The sequence below is a fragment of the Domibacillus indicus genome, assembly GCF_000970685.1.
Classification (GTDB): Bacteria; Bacillota; Bacilli; order Bacillales; family Domibacillaceae; genus Domibacillus; species Domibacillus indicus.
This window is the reverse complement of record NZ_LAJB01000011.1, coordinates 37,467-54,823: the sequence shown is the minus strand read 5'-3', so window position 1 is coordinate 54,823 and position 17,357 is coordinate 37,467. Positions and strand designations below refer to the sequence as shown.

General features: G+C 43.9%; 17 protein-coding genes. 13 read left to right on the top strand and 4 right to left on the bottom strand.

Going from position 1 to position 17,357, the window contains the following annotated elements:
* Positions 1-2: 2 nt before the first annotated feature.
* Positions 3-1,226, bottom strand: coding sequence for an MFS transporter (locus VP98_RS13035; protein WP_046175933.1), 1,224 nt, complete (start codon positions 1,224-1,226; stop codon positions 3-5).
* Positions 1,227-1,338: 112 nt separating this feature from the next.
* On the opposite strand from VP98_RS13035, the gene VP98_RS13030 reads away from it, so the two are divergent.
* From VP98_RS13030 to VP98_RS13010, 5 genes are all read left to right on the top strand, one after another.
* Entirely contained in the window at positions 1,339-2,226 is an 888-nt protein-coding gene (locus VP98_RS13030; protein ID WP_046175824.1) for a LysR family transcriptional regulator, read from the top strand.
* A 69-nt stretch (positions 2,227-2,295) separates the two neighbouring features.
* Complete coding sequence (locus VP98_RS13025; RefSeq protein ID WP_046175823.1) at positions 2,296-3,297, top strand: lactonase family protein; 1,002 nt, start codon at positions 2,296-2,298, stop codon at positions 3,295-3,297.
* Positions 3,298-4,077, top strand: coding sequence for an SDR family oxidoreductase (locus VP98_RS13020; RefSeq protein WP_046175822.1), 780 nt, complete (start codon positions 3,298-3,300; stop codon positions 4,075-4,077).
* A gap of 152 nt (positions 4,078-4,229) precedes the next feature.
* Positions 4,230-5,099, top strand: a complete 870-nt coding sequence (locus VP98_RS13015; RefSeq protein ID WP_046175932.1) for a DUF6612 family protein — start codon at positions 4,230-4,232, stop codon at positions 5,097-5,099.
* A 104-nt stretch (positions 5,100-5,203) separates the two neighbouring features.
* On the top strand, positions 5,204-5,872 hold the full coding sequence (locus VP98_RS13010) for a uracil-DNA glycosylase (protein WP_046175931.1): 669 nt from the start codon (positions 5,204-5,206) through the stop codon (positions 5,870-5,872).
* Here the strand turns inward: VP98_RS13010 and VP98_RS13005 are convergent.
* Positions 5,819-7,090, bottom strand: coding sequence for an MFS transporter (locus VP98_RS13005; RefSeq protein WP_197076595.1), 1,272 nt, complete (start codon positions 7,088-7,090; stop codon positions 5,819-5,821). The genes VP98_RS13010 and VP98_RS13005 overlap by 54 nt on opposite strands.
* Before the next feature lie 191 nt (positions 7,091-7,281).
* Here VP98_RS13005 and VP98_RS13000 point away from each other — a divergent pair, with 191 nt between their 5' ends.
* Positions 7,282-8,214 (top strand): manganese-dependent inorganic pyrophosphatase, encoded by a 933-nt coding sequence (locus VP98_RS13000; RefSeq protein WP_046175820.1) that lies wholly within the window; start codon positions 7,282-7,284, stop codon positions 8,212-8,214.
* A gap of 187 nt (positions 8,215-8,401) precedes the next feature.
* On the opposite strand, the gene VP98_RS12995 is transcribed toward VP98_RS13000, so the two are convergent.
* Positions 8,402-9,559, bottom strand: a complete 1,158-nt coding sequence (locus VP98_RS12995) for an ABC transporter permease (RefSeq protein ID WP_046175819.1) — start codon at positions 9,557-9,559, stop codon at positions 8,402-8,404.
* Positions 9,549-10,301: an ATP-binding cassette domain-containing protein gene (locus VP98_RS12990; RefSeq protein ID WP_046175818.1), complete on the bottom strand. Its 753-nt coding sequence runs from the start codon at positions 10,299-10,301 to the stop codon at positions 9,549-9,551. Before VP98_RS12990 ends, VP98_RS12995 begins: the two co-directional genes overlap by 11 nt.
* A 164-nt stretch (positions 10,302-10,465) precedes the next feature.
* On the opposite strand from VP98_RS12990, the gene VP98_RS12985 reads away from it, so the two are divergent.
* The 7 genes from VP98_RS12985 (at position 10,466) to VP98_RS12955 (ending at position 17,356) form a co-directional block, all read left to right on the top strand.
* Complete coding sequence (locus VP98_RS12985) at positions 10,466-11,164, top strand: LytR/AlgR family response regulator transcription factor (RefSeq protein WP_046175817.1); 699 nt, start codon at positions 10,466-10,468, stop codon at positions 11,162-11,164.
* 15 nt (positions 11,165-11,179) lie between these two features.
* Positions 11,180-11,914 carry a sensor histidine kinase gene (locus VP98_RS18330; RefSeq protein ID WP_052712238.1) on the top strand — a complete coding sequence of 245 codons (735 nt, stop codon included), beginning with the start codon at positions 11,180-11,182 and terminating at the stop codon, positions 11,912-11,914.
* A gap of 163 nt (positions 11,915-12,077) precedes the next feature.
* A complete protein-coding gene (locus VP98_RS12975) occupies positions 12,078-13,556 on the top strand; it encodes a peptide MFS transporter (protein WP_046175816.1) in 1,479 nt (492 codons plus the stop codon).
* 127 nt (positions 13,557-13,683) lie between these two features.
* Positions 13,684-14,550 (top strand): YitT family protein, encoded by an 867-nt coding sequence (locus VP98_RS12970; RefSeq protein ID WP_407919218.1) that lies wholly within the window; start codon positions 13,684-13,686, stop codon positions 14,548-14,550.
* 120 nt (positions 14,551-14,670) lie between these two features.
* Entirely contained in the window at positions 14,671-15,201 is a 531-nt protein-coding gene (locus VP98_RS12965) for a YceI family protein (protein WP_046175815.1), read from the top strand.
* A gap of 249 nt (positions 15,202-15,450) precedes the next feature.
* Positions 15,451-16,566 (top strand): ABC transporter ATP-binding protein, encoded by a 1,116-nt coding sequence (locus VP98_RS12960; RefSeq protein ID WP_046175814.1) that lies wholly within the window; start codon positions 15,451-15,453, stop codon positions 16,564-16,566.
* A complete protein-coding gene (locus VP98_RS12955) occupies positions 16,553-17,356 on the top strand; it encodes an ABC transporter permease (protein ID WP_046175813.1) in 804 nt (267 codons plus the stop codon). The genes VP98_RS12960 and VP98_RS12955 overlap by 14 nt, the downstream gene beginning before the upstream one ends.
* The last annotated feature ends 1 nt before the right edge of the window (position 17,357 follow it).

The window sequence follows — 17,357 nt, the reverse complement described above, 5'->3', positions numbered from 1 at the left end:
TTTTAATGTGCCTGGGCGGTTTTATTTTTAAGCTTGCAATAAATTCCGGGGCTGCGGTGTTCTGCATAAAAGATAATAGGAACAGCAGCGGCGAGCAGCACAAGAATAAACCCGATAACACCGGCCCAGTGAAAATGCGTCCAAAACCAGCCGCCAAATGAGCCGACAAGACTGGAGCCCAGGTAATAAAGCAGCATATATAAGGACGAAGCCTGCGTTTTGTTAAAGCCTGCGTATTCTCCAACCCATGTGCTGGCAATCGAGTGGGAGGCGAAAAAGCCAAATGTAAAAACAGCGAGGCCGATAATTTTCACAAAAAGAAGGGGGAAGAGTGTCAGCAGCGCACCCGCCGCCATAATGCCAATCGACCATTTAAGCATCAGCGGATTTCCGTATATATCTGCTTTTTTGCCCATGTATATTGCGCTGAAGGTTCCCATTAAAAAAACAATAAAAATAAGGCCGATAAGCGTCTGGCTTAATGAATAGGGCGGAGCCTCAAGTAAAAAGCCAATATAGTTATACAAAGTGACAAAGCTGCCCATTAATAAAAAGCCGAGTGAAATAACAGCCAGCAGCGGACGGTTAAATAAGTGGATTCGATACGAAAACATCATTTCTTTAAAAGAAGGCTGTTTCTTTACGGAGTGACGCGGGGCGGGCAGAGAAAATAAAAAGACAATGCTGGCCGCCAGCGCAACGATCCCAATAATCAGCAGGGCAGTCCGCCAATTAAACAAGTCTGTCAGGAGGCCTGTTAATACACGGCCTGACATGCCGCCAATTGTTGTGCCGCCAATATAGAGGCCCATTGCGGAGCCGACTACCTTTGGATTGAATTCTTCAGACACATAGGCCATTGCAATAGCAGGAACGCCGGCTAAAAAAACGCCAAGCAGCGCCCGAAATGCCAGCAGTGTCCAAAAATCTGGGCTGAGCGAGGTTAAAACACCAATAATGGATGCGGCAAACATGGAGACTGCCATCAATTTTTTCTTGCCATAAGTGTCAGCCAGAGCACCTGCTGCAATCATGGAAACCGCCAGAATACCTGTGGATAACGACAAAGCCAGGCTGGCAGACGAAGCGGATACACCAAACTGTTCGGAAAACAGGGGCATAAGCGGCTGTGTAGTATACAATGTCGCAAACGTGACAAATCCGCCTAGAAACAGCGCAAAGCTGGCTTTTTTTTGTTCAGCAGTACCTTTTTCAATAAATGACATATCCATCCATCCTTCTTGCTAAATCTTATTATTCACTATACGCTCCCATAAATGATAAATCCAATTTATAATTAACATGATTATTATGCGTTTTAGTTATGGAGGGAACCGGATGGAATGGTATCAAATTGAAAATGCTGCTGCTGTAGCGCAAACGAAAAATTTTACGAAAGCTGCAAAAAAACAGGCTGTTTCCCAGCCCGCACTGAGCCGTTCCATCATAAAACTGGAAGAAGAGCTTGGAGCACCGCTCTTTTTGCGAGGAAAAAAAGAGATTCAGCTTACACAGGCAGGGGAGATTTTTATTGAAAGAGCACAACAGGTGCTTCAGTTAATGAAAGAAGCAAAAGAAGAGATTCAAGAAATCGCCTCGCCGGATAAAGGGAGGGTATCTATCGCTTTTTTGCCAACATTTGGACCTCATGTGCTGCCTAATTTAATCGCGGAGTACAAGCGGCTTTACCCGAATGTGGCATTCGAGCTGTTCCAGGGAGCCGGTGAAGTAAATATGAAAAAGGTACAGGAAGGGCAGGCGGATTTGTGCATTACTGGTCCTCCCTACAAACGTTCTGATATTAAATGGACGATTGTCAGGGAAGAACAGCTGTATATTACAGTCCCAATCGGGCACCGGTTTGCCGGACGGGACAGTATGCCTTTTCGGGAAGCCGCGGCAGAACCCTTTGTTACGTTTAAAAAGGGCTTCGGGCTCCGGTTCATATTCGATTTGTTATGTGAAAAGTTAGAGGTTGAGCCAGATATAACATTTGAAGGGGAGGAAGTCTCGACCATTGCCGGATTTGTTACAGCGGGACATGGAATTTCCGTCCTGCCCCGAAAACCGGAGATCGCTCATGATCCGCTTGTTTTTATTGCTATAAATGACTACCACCTCACAAGAAAAGTAGCAATTGGTACAAAGAAGCAAGGAACGCTTTCACCGGCGGCCCGCCAATTTAAGAAATTTGCGGAAAAATATCTGCAGCAAAATCAGGATTGACAGGTATGAAAATGAAAAAGACAGGGTAATAAGAAAGAATGAACGAAACGCAAAGGGAGGAATGTCTGGGTGCATACACTCTGGGCTGGCAGCTATGCAAAAAAGGAAGAACCGGGTATTTATAAGGTGATCGTTGACACGGAAGCTGAAACGATTATGGTAAGGGAACGGTACAGCGGTGTTGAAAATCCATCGTTTTTGGCAGAGGCAGATGGATTTTTGTACGCAGCCTCCGAATCAATGGACGGCAAAGCGGCTCTTTTACGCATTGAATCGGGAGGGCTTCAGCTGAAAGGAACAGCCGATTCAGGGGAAATGGCGCCCTGCCACATTTACGCGGAGGGTACATACGCATGGACAGCGAATTATGGAGGGTCTGTGACTAAATATGAGAGAAATGGTGAGTCTTTAACAAAAATTGCTTTTTCGAAGCATGAAGGAAGCGGCCCAAATGAAGAGCGGCAGGATGCGCCGCACGTTCACTCTGTTACTCCTTTTCCAGACGGAGGGCATTTGCTCGTTTGCGACCTCGGTACTGATACACTCGCTGTTTATGATAAAAACAACATGGAGAAAGTAAAAGAAGTGCAAACAGCACCTGGAGCAGGACCGCGGATGTCACTTTTTCATCCTGATAAGCCCATTGTTTATGTGATAAACGAGCTTGATTCCACTGTTTCTGTTTACAAAACCGGAGATAACGGCACCATCACACATCTCGACACACTGGCCGGGCTGCCGCCGGGTTATAATGATGAACATACAGGGGCGGATTTGCAGTTTGATCCTGATAGGAGGTTTTTATATGCGTCCATTCGCGGATGGGACGGCCTGGCGGTTTTTGATGTTGAACCGGATGGAAGCCTTGCCCGTCCCCGCCATGTAAAGCTGGACGGGAAAACACCGCGGAGCTTTTACGCACTAAAAACCGAGCCGTATTTAATTATCGCTTTTCAAGATTCAAATGAAATTTGTTTGTTTAAAATCGAAGAAAATGGACTGCCTGTTTTTACAGGACAGCGGGTATCTGTAAGCAAACCAGTTTGTTTAATTAAGAAAGGAGATAAATAAATGAATCTATCACTGAAGGGAAAAACGGCACTTATTACAGGAGGCGGTTCAGGGATTGGCCGGGCTGCCGTCATAAAAATGGCCGAGGCAGGGGCGAACATAATTTTGTTGGATCGAAGCCCTGAAGATTCCGATGAGCTCGTTCAAAAAATCGGGAAAGACCAGGCATTGCACGTAACTGCAGATGTATCAAACGCTGAGCAGATGGAAAAAGCCATTCAAGAAGGTGCTGAGAAATTTGGCAAAATTGATATTGTCTTTGCGAATGCCGGCCAGAACGGGACGTTTACGCCACTTGAGCACTTAGATCCGGAAGACTGGAATTCTGTTATGACAACTAACTTAACAGGCACTTTCTTAACTTTGAAGTATACAATTCCGTATTTGAAAAAACAGGGCGGAAGCATTATTATCACTTCATCCATTAACGGAACACGCACGTTTAAAAATTTTGGCTTTTCCGCGTATGCCACAACAAAAGCAGGACAGGTCGGCCTTGGCAAAATGGCTGCAGTGGAGCTGGCCCAGTTTAAAATCCGGGTTAATATTGTCTGCCCGGGTGCGATCGAAACCAACATAGATGAAAGTACGAATAGAGAAGAAGACAAGCTAAAAGAGATCACGATTCCTATTGAGTATCCAGAAGGAAATCAGCCCCTTGCCGGCGGTTCAGGACAGCCGGAGCAGGTAGCAGATCTCGTTCATTACCTGGCGAGCGACGCAGCCAGCCATGTAACCGGCTCTGTAGTTTACGTGGACGGTGTAGAATCGCTTCTTTAACAGAAAATCTGAGCAGGTGTCTAGGAAAAGGAAGGCAAATCGCCTTCCTTTTCTTTGTGGTTCAATTTTCCTAATTAGGGAATTTGTCGAAACTTTTCTTTCTTTTCCTCCGTATGGAAGGGTAGAAACTGAAAAAGGAGAGAGAAATGCACATGAAAAAACTAGCACAGCTAACAGCAGCAGGTGTCCTGACAATGGGCCTGGCAGCATGCGGACAAACAGCGGAACCAACACCGGAAACGACTGAGGAACAGACAAGCGATATGACGCTTGAAGAAGTATTTGACAGGTCAATGGAAGTATCCAGCGAAACGAAAAGCTTAAGTGCGAAAATTGATATGAATCAATCAATGAATCAGCCTTCACAGGACCTGGCGATGGAAACGGCATCTGTTATGGATATGGATATTACAATGGATCCTCTTGCGATTCATCAAAAAGGAACCACAACAATGAAAATGGAGGGATCTGAAGAAGAGCAGGCCATGAATACAGAAATGTATATGACGGAACAGGGCTTTTTTATGAACGATGAAACCACGGGACAATGGGTTAAGCTTCCATCTGAAATGTATGAGCAAATAGCCCAAATGAGTGAGCAGCAGTCTGATCCGTCCCAGCAGCTAAAACAGCTTGAGGCATTTAAGGATGATTTTACATTTGAACAGACTGACAGTGAGTATGTATTAAAGCTGTCAGCATCCGGTAAAAAATTCAATGCACTAATCGAGGATCAGATGGCCCAGTTTATGCCCGAGCTTGGGGGAGAAGAAAGCCAGGCAGCGCTCGACGAAATGATGAAAGCAATGAATATTGAAAAAGTGGATTACACAATCAATATCGATAAAGAATCATTCCAAACAACCGCTGTTGATATGATGATGGATATGACGATGGAAATAGAAGGCGAAAAGATGGAAATGAACCAGGTTATGAATGCCGATTACAGCAACTATAATGGCGTCGAGACAATCACTGTGCCAGAAGAGGTAGTAAGCGGCGCGCAGGAAATGCAGCTTTAAAGCAGGTTCACAAGCGTACAGGCCAAAACAGCCAGCCCCGTATAAAAGCGGGGTTTTTTCTTTTGTTTGGAGGGAAAAATAAAGAAAAAGAAAGAAGCGATTGTATGAGAATTCCAGAAGAGCTGGCAGAGTTCGGAAAAAAACGTATCGCCCCATTCCCTGTAGAAGGATTTGTGTACGGAAGCGGTCCGCAGTATCCTGAACTGCTGCTTGTCGGTGAAGCGCCTGGCGAAACAGAAATTGGGAACGGCATTCCATTCAGCGGCCGGGCGGGAAAAGAATTAATGAAGTTTTTGGAGATAGCAGGCGTGACAAGAGAAGAGGTTTACATTACAAGTGCCGTCCGGAGCCGTCCTTATAAGTGGGGAGAGAAAAACGGGCCGGATGGCACAAAAATAAAAAGAAAATATAACCGGGCGCCGACAAGCCGTGAAATACTGGCGCATGCGCCGCTGCTTGATTACGAAATTGAGCATGTCCACGCCCCTATTATTGTGGCGCTGGGAAACATCGGCTTAAAAAGGCTTGTTGGAAACGACAAGAAAGTGTCCGAGTGCCATGGCGAGCTGCTTATGCAGCCGGTCTTAAGGCTCAATGGCGAGCAGTATGAATGGACGGAGAAGGAATACCGGATTTTTCCTACCTTTCATCCAGCCGCCATCTTTTATAATCGAAGCGTGCTTGAGCTGATTCATTCGGATATGGAAAAGCTGCGCATACTACGCAGGAATCTTTCGGTGAACCACCAGGCCAATCAGTACAAAGATCATTAAAGAAGAAAGAGCAGCCCGGCTGGCGATATCTCCGTAATCGGCCAGAAGCAGAGTAATTGTCCCGTAGATAAGCGGTCCGGCAATGGCCGATAATTTGCCGGAAAAAGCAAATAAGCCAAAAAATTGGCCGCGCTTATTCTCAGGGGAAAGCTCAATAATAAAAACACGCGACGTCACCCAGACAGCACCGAGCGCGACGCCAAATAAGCTGCCGGTTATCCAGAACATTGGCTGGTTCAAAGCAAACGTACCGAGGAGAAGCGCGAAAAATAAAATAAGTCCAACATAAAACACCGCCCGTCTGGCTCCAAATGCCCGGGTAACATAACCGAAAACAAAAGAACCGATAATACTCGAGACCGTCGACACAAGATACAGCAAAATAAATTCGCCGGATGTAAAGCCAACAATCGCTTTAGCGTAAACAGCCATCATCGCAATCGCAGTGGCTATCGCGTCATTTATAAAAAAATACACAATCATAAATAAAAAGATCGGCCGGTACTGCTTCATATCCTTAAAGGTCTCCCAAATATCACGATAACCGGAGAAAAATGGGCGTTTTTCCTGTACGGGGCCTGGTGTTTCTTTATAGAAAAACAGGAGAGGCAGTGTGAAAATAAAAAATAAAACGGCTGTCGGCAGGAAAGCGTCGGCATAATTGCCATCGCTGACAAGCGGGTAAACGGTCAAGCCGACAAGCGTGCCCATATACCCGACCGCCACTCCGAACCCGGAAAGAACAGACATTGTTTCTTTCGTTCCAATATCCGGCAGCATCGCATCGTAAAAAATTAAGCTTGATTGATAAAAGAACTTGGCGGCAACAAACAGGACCACTACAAAAGCAAAAGATGCCGGCAGTCCGCTGAATTGGCCAAAGTTCTGCGGAGCAACGATACCCATGAGCGCAGTGAGAACGATGGCAGCCAGCGCAAAGGCGGCAACATATCGTTTTTTGCGTCCGCTCCGGTCAATCCATACACCAAATAAAGGAGAAAAAACGACAAGAAAAAAGCTTGAAGCGGCATTGGCATACGACAGAAATGTACTGGCCAGCTGATCGAGCCGCTCACTGCCGCCGGCTATTTCCTGTACATAAAAGGGAAAGAAAATCGTCGTCATATTCGACGAAAATATTGTATTTGCAAAATCATACAATGCCCAGGACAAAACAGGCAGCGTAAAAAACAATTTCCATCCGTGTTTTTTTGACATAAAGCACCTCCGTTCTATAACAATTCGCATTCCCTGCCTTCTCTTCCTGCTCTTTACAATAATTTAACATTGACATGCCATCCTTTTTGCAGGTAATAAATTTTTTGCTATCCTTTAAGATAAGTAAGGAAACTTTTTTTGTTTTGCGTTAAAATGAAACGGAATACTCTACATAAAGTGAGGGAAACCAATTGGGAAAAACATTTATTTTTGGCCACAAAAATCCGGATACAGATACAATCTGCTCGGCAATTGTATATGCAGATCTGAAAACAAAGCTTGGTTTTGAAGTGGAGGCCGTTCGTCTTGGTGATGTAAACGGCGAAACAGAATTCGCGTTAAAAACATTTAATGCAGAAGCTCCGCGCTTAATTGAAAAAGCGTCACCGGAAGTTGATACAGTTATTTTAGTAGATCACAATGAGCGCCAGCAAAGCGTTGACGATATTGAAGATATGCGTGTTTTAGAAGTTATTGATCATCACCGCATCGCTAACTTTGAAACAGCAGATCCGCTTTATTACCGTGCGGAGCCGGTGGGCTGCACAACGACAATTTTAAACAAGCTTTACAAAGAACATGGTGTAGAAATCGAAAAAAATATTGCCGGCCTTATGCTCTCAGCCATCATTTCAGATTCCCTGCTGTTTAAATCACCGACATGCACGGAGGAAGATATAAAAGCGGCGAAAGAATTAGCCCAAATTGCCGGCGTTGATGCCGACGAATACGGTCTTGAAATGCTAAAAGCCGGTGCGGATTTAAGCGGTAAATCAGCAGCGGAACTAATTGGCATTGATTCAAAAGTATTCCCGATGGGCAGCAAAAAAGTCGAAATCGCGCAAATCAATGCCATTGATCCGGCAGACGTTTTAGCGTTGAAAGCAGAGCTTGAAGAAGCGGTAACGGATGCGATCGTAGAAAAAACGCTTGATCTGTTCCTTGTTGTAGTAACAGACATCTTAAACAGCGATTCAGTTGGACTGGCCATTGGTGCGGAAACATCAGCTGTTGAAGAAGCATTCAACGTAAAACTTGAAGACAACCAGGCGCTGCTAAAAGGCGTTGTTTCGCGAAAAAAACAAATCGTTCCTGTTCTAACAGAAATCCTGCAGAACCGTTAAACAAAAAAGCTGCCTCTCCGGAAGAGGCAGCTTTCATTTTTGTTGAAATAAGAGCTGCCTGTATTTTCCCTGAATTAATCCAGCTTATTTGTAAACGTTTGTGCCTCCAGCATGATGATGTATTGGCTGCTCTGTCTTTCAACATTGTGAAAAGCTGTCTCTTCATTGTCAAGAGACAGCTTTTTTATTAGTTCATGACCCATTTGTCTTTTAAAAACAGCAGGCGGCCGATGATCAAAAATGCAATCACACAAAGAAGGTTGGTACCGATCATTAATAATAAATGTTCATAATTAATGATTCCGACAGTCAGCTCTTTTAAAACACTGAATAAATTTAAAATCGGAACAGCAAAATGCTGTACTGTTAATTCATTTACACCGAGGCTGGAAACGATCATCATGGGAAACATACTAATCATCATAACAGGCGTACTGTAGCTTTGAGATTCCTTAATGGTTTTCCCGGCAATGCTTGTCAGCATGAGAAGGGCGGCGTTAAACATAGAATATACAATGGTAACCAGTAAAGCAAAGCCGATAATTTCAATAAATTGATTGCCAAAATCAACTGCAGCTCTTAAATTCTCGGTTAGAAAAGCAATTTCCAGCGAAACAACAAGCAGTGTGACGAAACCGGTCAATACACCAATAGTGGAAATGACGAGCCATTTGGCGATAAGCAAGGTTGTGCGGTTCACTGGTGTCATCAGCAGAGCTTCCATCGTTTTACGCTCTTTTTCTCCAGCGAATAAATCAGAAGCAGCTGGTCCAGCACCAACGCCGATTGCCAGGGCCATAATAAGCGGAATCAGCATTGCCAGTAAATTAATCGTGCCATCTTCAGAAGAAATTTCTTTTTGCTCTACTGTAAATGGCTGAATAAGTGAAGCGTCGACTCCTTCCGTTTGAAGCCGTTCCTGCACAATGTTTTTTTCAAGTGCAGAAAAAGCAGCGGCTGCCGCATTGATTACATAAGCCGAGTTCTCGCTGTAAGAGTTTCCGATAATCGAAACGGAAGCGGGAGTACCATTTTCGATATTTTTCATAAACGATCCATCTGTAACAAGTGCAGCATGCGCCTCCCCATCTGCGACCAGCTGTTCAGGATTTTCCGAGGTCTGGATTTCAATATTCGGGTAAGTATCAAAAATTTGTTCCGATTCTGCTTTAAATGACTCATCAACGGCTAAAGTGTAGGTGCTGTCACTTCCATCCGAAACAAGCTTTTCATAGAACAGTGTAAGGCCGGTCATCATGATAATAGGCAAAAATACGCTGAGTAACAGTGTGCGCCGGTCCCTGAAACAATCCTTCAATTCTTTTAAATAAATATTAAGAAGCATGATACGTTCCTCCCCTTACTAGCTTCGACATGAAGATGTAATTTAAGTCCCGGCTTCCTTCGAGGGTGTAAAGTGTTTCTAAATCCTCGTGGCAGACGAGCTCTCCTTTATGCATCATTGCAACAGAGTCACAAAGCATGGCGACCTCTTCCATGATATGGCTTGAGAATACGATTGTTTTTCCTTCGCGCTTCAGCTGGTGAACGAGCTGGCGGAAGACATTAGAAGAGGTGATATCAAGGCCGGTTGTCGGCTCGTCGAATAAAATAATATCAGGATTATGAATCAGGGTCCGTGCAATCGCGACTTTTTGGCGCATTCCTTTTGAAAAGCCGCCGACTTTCCGGTCCAGGTAATCACGCATGCCGAATTTTAGAGCAAGGTCATCTATGCGGACTTTTGTTTTATGCTTGCTTAAGCCGTATAAAGAAGCAAAGTACAGCAGGTTTTCCCGCGCTGTGAGCCGGTCGTACAGCCCGGTCTCCCCGCCGAAAAGAACACCTATTCGTTTTTTGATTTCGTCCGGCTTGTGCACTGTATCGAAGCCGGCTACCTCAATAGAACCCTCTGTCGGTGTTAAAAGTGTGGCGATAGAGCGAAGCAATGTTGTTTTTCCGGCTCCGTTTTCGCCAAGCAGGCCGACCACCTGGCCTTCTTTTACAGTAAAAGATATGTGCTTAAGAGCAGTTACTGACTTCTTTTTATCCTGAAACTTTTTCGTGACACCATCAATGTAAATCATCTATTGTCCCTCCCGGTCTGTTTTGTTTCTTGAAATTATCATACAAAAAAGAAAAGAATGAATCTTCCCTTCTGTCGCGAATTGTCCGTTTTCTGTCGCGAAAAGAACCATGCTATACATAAAAATGGTAAACTAAAAACAATACGGGATGGAGAGGGAAGAGTATGAAAATTGGACTGGTAGATGACCGGGCAATTGACCTGGACAAGCTGCAGGCGATCGTTACCGCTATTCCGGATACGGAAATCGTCTTTTCGACGCTGTCTGCCGAAGAAGCATATGAACAAATAAAAAAAGAAACCATTGATCTGCTTATTGCGGATATTGAAATGCCGAATTTATCCGGCTATGAGCTGGCGGATATTATCCATTCACATGCGCTCAGCATAGCGGTTATCTTTGTAACGGGAACAAGCGGCTATGCAGTTCACGCGTTTGAGCTGAATGTCCATGATTACATTATGAAGCCCTACACAAAAGAACGGCTGACACAGTCGATAGAAAGGCTGATTGAGAAATCGCGGTCAGCCGAAATGACCGGCCGGCTTTATTTAAAACAAAAAAATGATATTCATATTGTTCAGAAAAAAGAAATTATATTGATTGAGCGGTCGGGCCGTTCAACAACGATCTACACAAAATCAGGCCCGATTAAAACCTATATGACGTTAAATGAACTGGAAGGAGAATTGCGGGAACGTGATTTTATCCGGTCGCACCGTTCGTTTATCATTAATATTCACTACGTAAAAAACTTTTCACTTTATGCGAAAAACTCGTACACCGTCACATTTGAAGGGATAAACGAAAAAGCAATTATTACAAAAGAGAAAGTAGATTTCCTGCAAAAAAATTATTTTTAACCAGGAGGCATATAAATGTCAGGGGTGTTTTTACTTTTATTTGCGGCTGCTGCAGCTGCCTCTTTTTATTTTTATAAACAAATGAACAAGTTTAAGGACCAGGCTGGCCGGCTTCAAACGGAGCTCGAAGAAATGAATCAAACGTTTTTAAAAGTGCGCAGTGAGCGGCATGATTTTTTAAAACACATTTCCGCGGTTCAATATATGATGGAGAAGGGGCAGACCGAAGAAGCCATAAGCTATATGGACGGCCTGGTAGGCGGCTATGAAGAAACCAATTTGTCAATCAAAGGGGAAACGGGAGCAGTCGCAGGGCTTCTGCATCACATGTATAAGCGCGCCCGGAAAGCGGGAATTAACATAGTATATGATTTTGAAATTCCGCTATCTTCTTTGCCTGTGCCGGATCAAGACATTATTGGCCTGGCTGGCAATTTGCTGGCTAACAGTATTGAAGCATGTGAAGAGTGGCAGAAAGAAAGAAGCCGGCCGGCTTCAATTACATTGCAATTTTCAAAGAGAAGCGGCCTTTTTTTGCTTTCCTGTACAAATGAATCGCTGCCTATTCCTGTACATATCCTAGACCGTCTGTTTGTTAAGGCCGGTGTTTCAACAAAAAGCGGTGAACATACCGGCACAGGCACAAAAATCATTCAAGACTGTGTAAAAGCCCACCATGGGTTTTTAGACTTTATTCATAAAGAAGAAACATTTTCATTGAAAGTGAAAATTCCTTCTATTACAAAATAATTGGATGATTGAAAAGGATCATAATTCAGAAAAGAACAACTTTTTTACTTTTGTTGAATAATAATTAAAAGTCTGATATCCTATTAAACACCTTTTATTTAAAAGGGTTTAATCATTCTGAAAATTTTCTAAAGATAATTTTCGGCAGGAAGGATACAGAAAAATGGATAAAAAAGCAATTGTTGATAGTGTTCCTCAGCGCGGCTTTTTTGGTCATCCGAAAGGGCTTTTTACGCTGTTTTTTACGGAGTTCTGGGAAAGATTCTCTTACTATGGCATGCGGGCAATTCTTCTTTACTATATGTATTATGAAGTGTCAAAAGGAGGACTTGGCTTAAGTGAAGCGACGGCTGCTTCCATTATGGCGATTTACGGTTCTCTTGTGTATATGTCCGGCATTATTGGCGGGTGGATTGCCGACCGCTTAATTGGCACATCAAAAACCGTTTTTTATGGCGGCGTGTTAATCATGATTGGCCATATTGTGCTGGCATTGCCGTTTGGCGCAGCAGGGCTGTTTAGCTCGATGGCATTTATCGTAATCGGAACGGGTCTTTTAAAACCGAATGTTTCCAGCATAGTCGGAGATTTATATGCAGAAACAGACGGCCGCCGCGATTCAGGCTTCAGTATCTTTTATATGGGCATCAATATGGGAGCGCTTATTGCTCCGTTTATCGTTGGCACAATCGGACAGGAATACAACTTCCACCTTGGGTTTAGTATTGCCGCATTCGGAATGCTTCTTGGATTGGCTGTTTATCTGGCTACAAGAAAGAAAAATCTTGGCCTTGCAGGCTCATATGTGCCAAATCCGCTATCACTGGAAGAAAGAAAAAAAGTATTTACACAAATCGGCCTTGGTGCTGTGGCCATTGCAATCCTTGTGGCCGCGGGACTTGTAACCGGCATCCTGACACTGGGTGTTTTCACCATGACTATCAGTGTGCTCGGTATTATAATCCCGGCTGCCTACTTTTTCTTTATGTACCGCAGCCCCAAAACTTCGAGTGTCGAAAAATCACGTCTGCTTGCGTATATTCCGCTTTTTATCGCGGCTGTAATGTTCTGGGCAATCCAGGAGCAGGGAGCCATTATTCTGGCGCAGTATGCTGATAAGCGGACAGAGCTTGCTTTTATGGGATTCGAGCTTCAATCTTCCTGGTTCCAATCGCTTAATCCATTGTTTGTCGTTTTGCTGGCACCGGTTTTTGCGTGGTTCTGGGTAAAGATCGGCAGCCGCCAGCCATCGACTCCTGTCAAATTTTCACTCGGCTTGTTTTTTGCCGGCCTGTCATTTTTAGTAATGATTATTCCTGCAGTTGGGGGAACTGCACTTGTAAGTCCTGTGTGGCTGGTACTCAGCTTTTTCCTCGTTGTTCTTGGGGAGCTTTGCCTTTCACCAGTTGGGTTATCTGTGACAACAAAGCTTGCCCCGGCTGCGTTCAGTGCGCAGACAATGAGCCTCTGGTTTTTAACAAATGCCTCTGCACAGGCAATTAATGCGCAGCTCGTCCGTTTTTACAGCCAGGATACCGAAATTATCTATTTTGGCGTCATTGGTGCTGTCTCAATCCTGCTTGGCCTCGGGCTGCTTATTATTTCGCCAAAAATCCGCAAATTTATGAGCGGTGTTAATTAAACAAAAGCGTCTCTCTCCGGAGGGGCGCTTCTTTTATAGAAACAGAATTGATATAATAAAAAGAAATGGAAAATAAGGGTGTGAATATGTGAGCGAAGAAAAACTGGAAGCAGTAAAGCCTGAGCCAATTCAAAAGCAGCACAGGAAAATTGGCATAAAGCAATTACTGAAGCGAACAATGTTTCTTTTTAGCGGAGCTATTTTAATGGCCGTCGGCATCGAAATTTTTCTTGTACCGAATTTAATTATGGATGGCGGCATCGTTGGTATTTCTATTATTTTATCTAATCTGACAGGCGTTAAGCTTGGACTTTTCTTATTCTTACTAAACATTCCTTTCTTTTTCCTCGGCTACAAGCAAATCGGAAAGACGTTTGCCATTTCAACGGTATTCGGCATCACGGTTTTGTCTGTTGCCTCGACGCTTTTACACCCCGTTGCCGCTTTCACCAGTGATATTATCCTTGCTGCCGTATTTGGCGGAATCGCGCTCGGAGCAGGAGTAGGCCTTGTTATCCGTTACGGGGGCTCCCTTGATGGAACAGAAATACTGGCTATTTTAATCAACAAAAAGCTGCCGTTTTCGGTTGGAGAAATTGTTATGTTTTTCAACATTTTTATTTTCTTGTGGGGCGGCTTTGTATTTGGCTGGGACCGGGCAATGTACTCCGTGCTGGCTTATTTTGTGGCTTTTAAAACCATCGATGTGGTCATTCAGGGCCTTGATGAGTCCAAGTCGGCCTGGATTATCAGTGACCAGTACCAGGAAATCGGGGAAGCGATTATTGCCCGCCTTGGGCGCGGTGTTACCTATTTAAATGGAGAAGGAGCTTATACGGGAGAAAATAAAAAAGTTATTTTTTGTGTGATCAACCGTCTGGAAGAAGCAAAGCTGAAGTCCATTGTGGAAGACATGGACGAAGGAGCGTTTTTGGCAGTCGCGGATATTGCGGAAGTGCGCGGCGGCCGCTTTAAGAAAAGAGATATTCACTAAATAAATGTTCCGGTTTATACATCGGGGCATTTTTCTTTTAAAAATATCTTGAATTCGAAATAAAATTCGTGTATATTAACGTTATCAAGTTACTTTTTGTAAACACGGGAGGAATAAAATATGACAGTATTAACATTGGACAAAGTACACAGCGGAATTGCTTTTCAGGTGAAACATATGATGGTTTCCAAAACAAAAGGAGAGTTCACGAGCTTTGATGTAAAAATTGATGGCGACGTAAACAATCTAGAAGCGGCAAAATGGACGGTAACGATCGATGCGGCTTCCATCGATACAAACAATGAGGATCGCGATAATCATCTTCGCTCCGGCGATTTCTTTGATGCAGAAACTCATCCGCACATCACGTTTGTCAGCGATTCTGTTAAAAAAATCTCAGACGGTGAATATGAAGTAACAGGCCAATTAACGCTTAAAGGCGTAACGAATACAGAAACATTTAACGTGGAGTTTAACGGAACATCCAAAAGCCCGATGGACGGCAGCACAATCGCCGGCTTCGATGCGGAAGGAAAAGTAAACCGCGAAGCATACGGCTTAACTTGGAATGCGCCTCTTGAAACAGGCGGGGTACTTGTTGGGAAAGATGTAAAATTCAGCGCGAACTTTGAGTTTGTGGTTGGGGAATAATATTGGAGGCTGTCTTTAAATAAAGGCAGCCTTTTTCTGTTTTTAAAATGTGAAAGCTTCAAAGCCCAATGGCTTTGAAGCTTTCTTTTATAAACCGGAGAAATACAAAGAAAGATAGAAGCAAAATTCTGCAATATAGTTTAGTTGAAAAATTGTTTAATAAATGAGGAATAGTCTATCTGATGTAAATCCGCTATAATGTGACAGAAAAGAAAATGATGTCGAATAAACAGATTTGGAGGAATGAGTGTGACCAGAGACAGCATTATCCGGTTCGACCGGGTAACAAAAGCTTATGGACCGAATGAGCGTGTGTTAAATGAAGTCAGTTTCGATATGGAAAGAGGAAAATTTTATACCCTTCTCGGTCCGTCGGGATGCGGAAAAACAACCATACTGCGGATTATCGCTGGATTTATAGAGCCCACTTCGGGGGATGTGTTTTTTAATGGGGAGCGGATAAATCACGTGCCGGCTAATAAACGGCAGGTAAACACAGTCTTCCAGGATTATGCCTTATTTCCTCATTTAAATGTTTATGAAAATATCGCGTTTGGGCTGCGCATTAAAAAAATGAGAAAAGCAGAAATTGATGCAAAAGTAAAAGAAGCGTTGAAATTTGTGAATCTGCCGGGGTATGAAAGCAGGGAGCTGTCGGAAATGTCCGGCGGCCAAAAGCAGCGTGTCGCTATCGCCCGTGCCATTGTCAATGAACCGCAGGTTATCTTACTGGATGAGCCATTATCAGCGCTTGATTTAAAGCTGCGTACAGAAATGCAGTATGAATTGCGGGAGCTTCAGCAGCGCCTCGGCATTACGTTTATCTTTGTTACACACGATCAGGAAGAGGCACTGGCAATGAGTGACGAAATCATTGTGTTAAACGAAGGGATAATCCAGCAGAGCGGGACGCCGACTGACATTTATGATGAGCCAATCAACCGGTTTGTCGCGGATTTCATCGGAGAGTCAAATATTATTGACGGGGTGATGTTTCAGGATTTTGAAGTGGAATTTGCCGGCCGCCGTTTTGAATGCGTCGATAAAGGGCTGCGTCCAAACGAGCCGGTTGAGGTCATCATCCGTCCGGAAGACCTGGCTGTAACGGCCGCCGAGTCAGGTAAAATTCAAGCAAAAGTAGATTCCCAGCTGTTCCGGGGTGTTCATTACGAAATTTGCTGCTATGACGCAGATGGAAACGAGTGGCTCGTCCACTCAACAAAAAAAGCAGTTGTCGGAGATACGGTCGGTCTTGATTTTGAACCGGAAGCCATTCATGTTATGCGCCTGAATGAGACGCAGGAAGAGTTTAACAGGCGCCTCGAAAGCTACAGTGCGGGAGGCGGGCAGAATGCAGGCAAATAATCGCACGTTTTACTGGATTCCTTACGTATTATGGATTGCCCTATTTGTCGTTGCGCCTCTTTTGCTTATTGTTTACTATTCGTTTTTCGACCTGAATGGCAATTTTACTTTTGCCAACTATCAAAACTTTTTTACGCCTGTGTATTTAACGATGGCACTCAGCTCATTCTGGTATGCGTTCCTTATCACGTTTTTTTGCTTGATTATTGCGTATCCGGCTGCTTACTTTATTACCCATTCAAAATATAAGCAGCTTTTGCTGCTGTTAATTATCTTGCCGTCCTGGGTGAACCTGCTGCTAAAAGCATATGCATTTCTCGGTATTTTCAGTACATACGGTGCCGCGAACAGCCTTCTGGAAACAGTTGGCATAGGAGCGAGGCAAATTTTGTTTACCGATTTCAGCTTTGTTTTTGTATCGGTTTACATATTTATTCCTTTTATGATTCTGCCTATTTTTAATGCACTTGATAAGCTGAATCCAGCTCTTATTTATGCATCGCGCGATCTTGGCGCATCTTTCTGGGCAACATTCCTTAAAGTGATTTTCCCGCTGACATCATCAGGTGTAAAAGCGGGAGTGCAGGCTGTCTTTATTCCCGCCCTGTCCTTATTCATGATGACAAGGCTGATTGCGGGCAACCGGGTCATTACGCTGGGAACAGCAATTGAACAGCATTTCCTTGTTACACAGGATTGGGGAATGGGTGCAACCATTGCGGTCTTTTTAATTTTAATTATGATTGTGATGATGATTGTGACCGGCACGCGGAAGAAAGGAGTGCTGTAGG

Bases quoted from the DNA above. Each gene is read 5' to 3' on its own strand.
- VP98_RS13030 (WP_046175824.1), top strand. From the start codon at position 1,339: ATGGAATGGTATCAAATTGAAAATGCTGCTGCTGTAGCGCAAACGAAA.
- VP98_RS12965 (WP_046175815.1), top strand. From the start codon at position 14,671: ATGACAGTATTAACATTGGACAAAGTACACAGCGGAATTGCTTTTCAG.
- VP98_RS13010 (WP_046175931.1), top strand. From the start codon at position 5,204: ATGAGAATTCCAGAAGAGCTGGCAGAGTTCGGAAAAAAACGTATCGCC.
- VP98_RS13035 (WP_046175933.1), bottom strand. From the start codon at position 1,226: ATGTCATTTATTGAAAAAGGTACTGCTGAACAAAAAAAAGCCAGCTTT.
- VP98_RS13020 (WP_046175822.1), top strand. From the start codon at position 3,298: ATGAATCTATCACTGAAGGGAAAAACGGCACTTATTACAGGAGGCGGT.
- VP98_RS12995 (WP_046175819.1), bottom strand. From the start codon at position 9,559: ATGCTTCTTAATATTTATTTAAAAGAATTGAAGGATTGTTTCAGGGAC.
- VP98_RS12990 (WP_046175818.1), bottom strand. From the start codon at position 10,301: ATGATTTACATTGATGGTGTCACGAAAAAGTTTCAGGATAAAAAGAAG.
- VP98_RS12955 (WP_046175813.1), top strand. From the start codon at position 16,553: ATGCAGGCAAATAATCGCACGTTTTACTGGATTCCTTACGTATTATGG.
- VP98_RS12975 (WP_046175816.1), top strand. From the start codon at position 12,078: ATGGATAAAAAAGCAATTGTTGATAGTGTTCCTCAGCGCGGCTTTTTT.
- VP98_RS18330 (WP_052712238.1), top strand. From the start codon at position 11,180: ATGTCAGGGGTGTTTTTACTTTTATTTGCGGCTGCTGCAGCTGCCTCT.
- VP98_RS12985 (WP_046175817.1), top strand. From the start codon at position 10,466: ATGAAAATTGGACTGGTAGATGACCGGGCAATTGACCTGGACAAGCTG.
- VP98_RS13005 (WP_197076595.1), bottom strand. From the start codon at position 7,090: ATGTCAAAAAAACACGGATGGAAATTGTTTTTTACGCTGCCTGTTTTG.
- VP98_RS13015 (WP_046175932.1), top strand. From the start codon at position 4,230: ATGAAAAAACTAGCACAGCTAACAGCAGCAGGTGTCCTGACAATGGGC.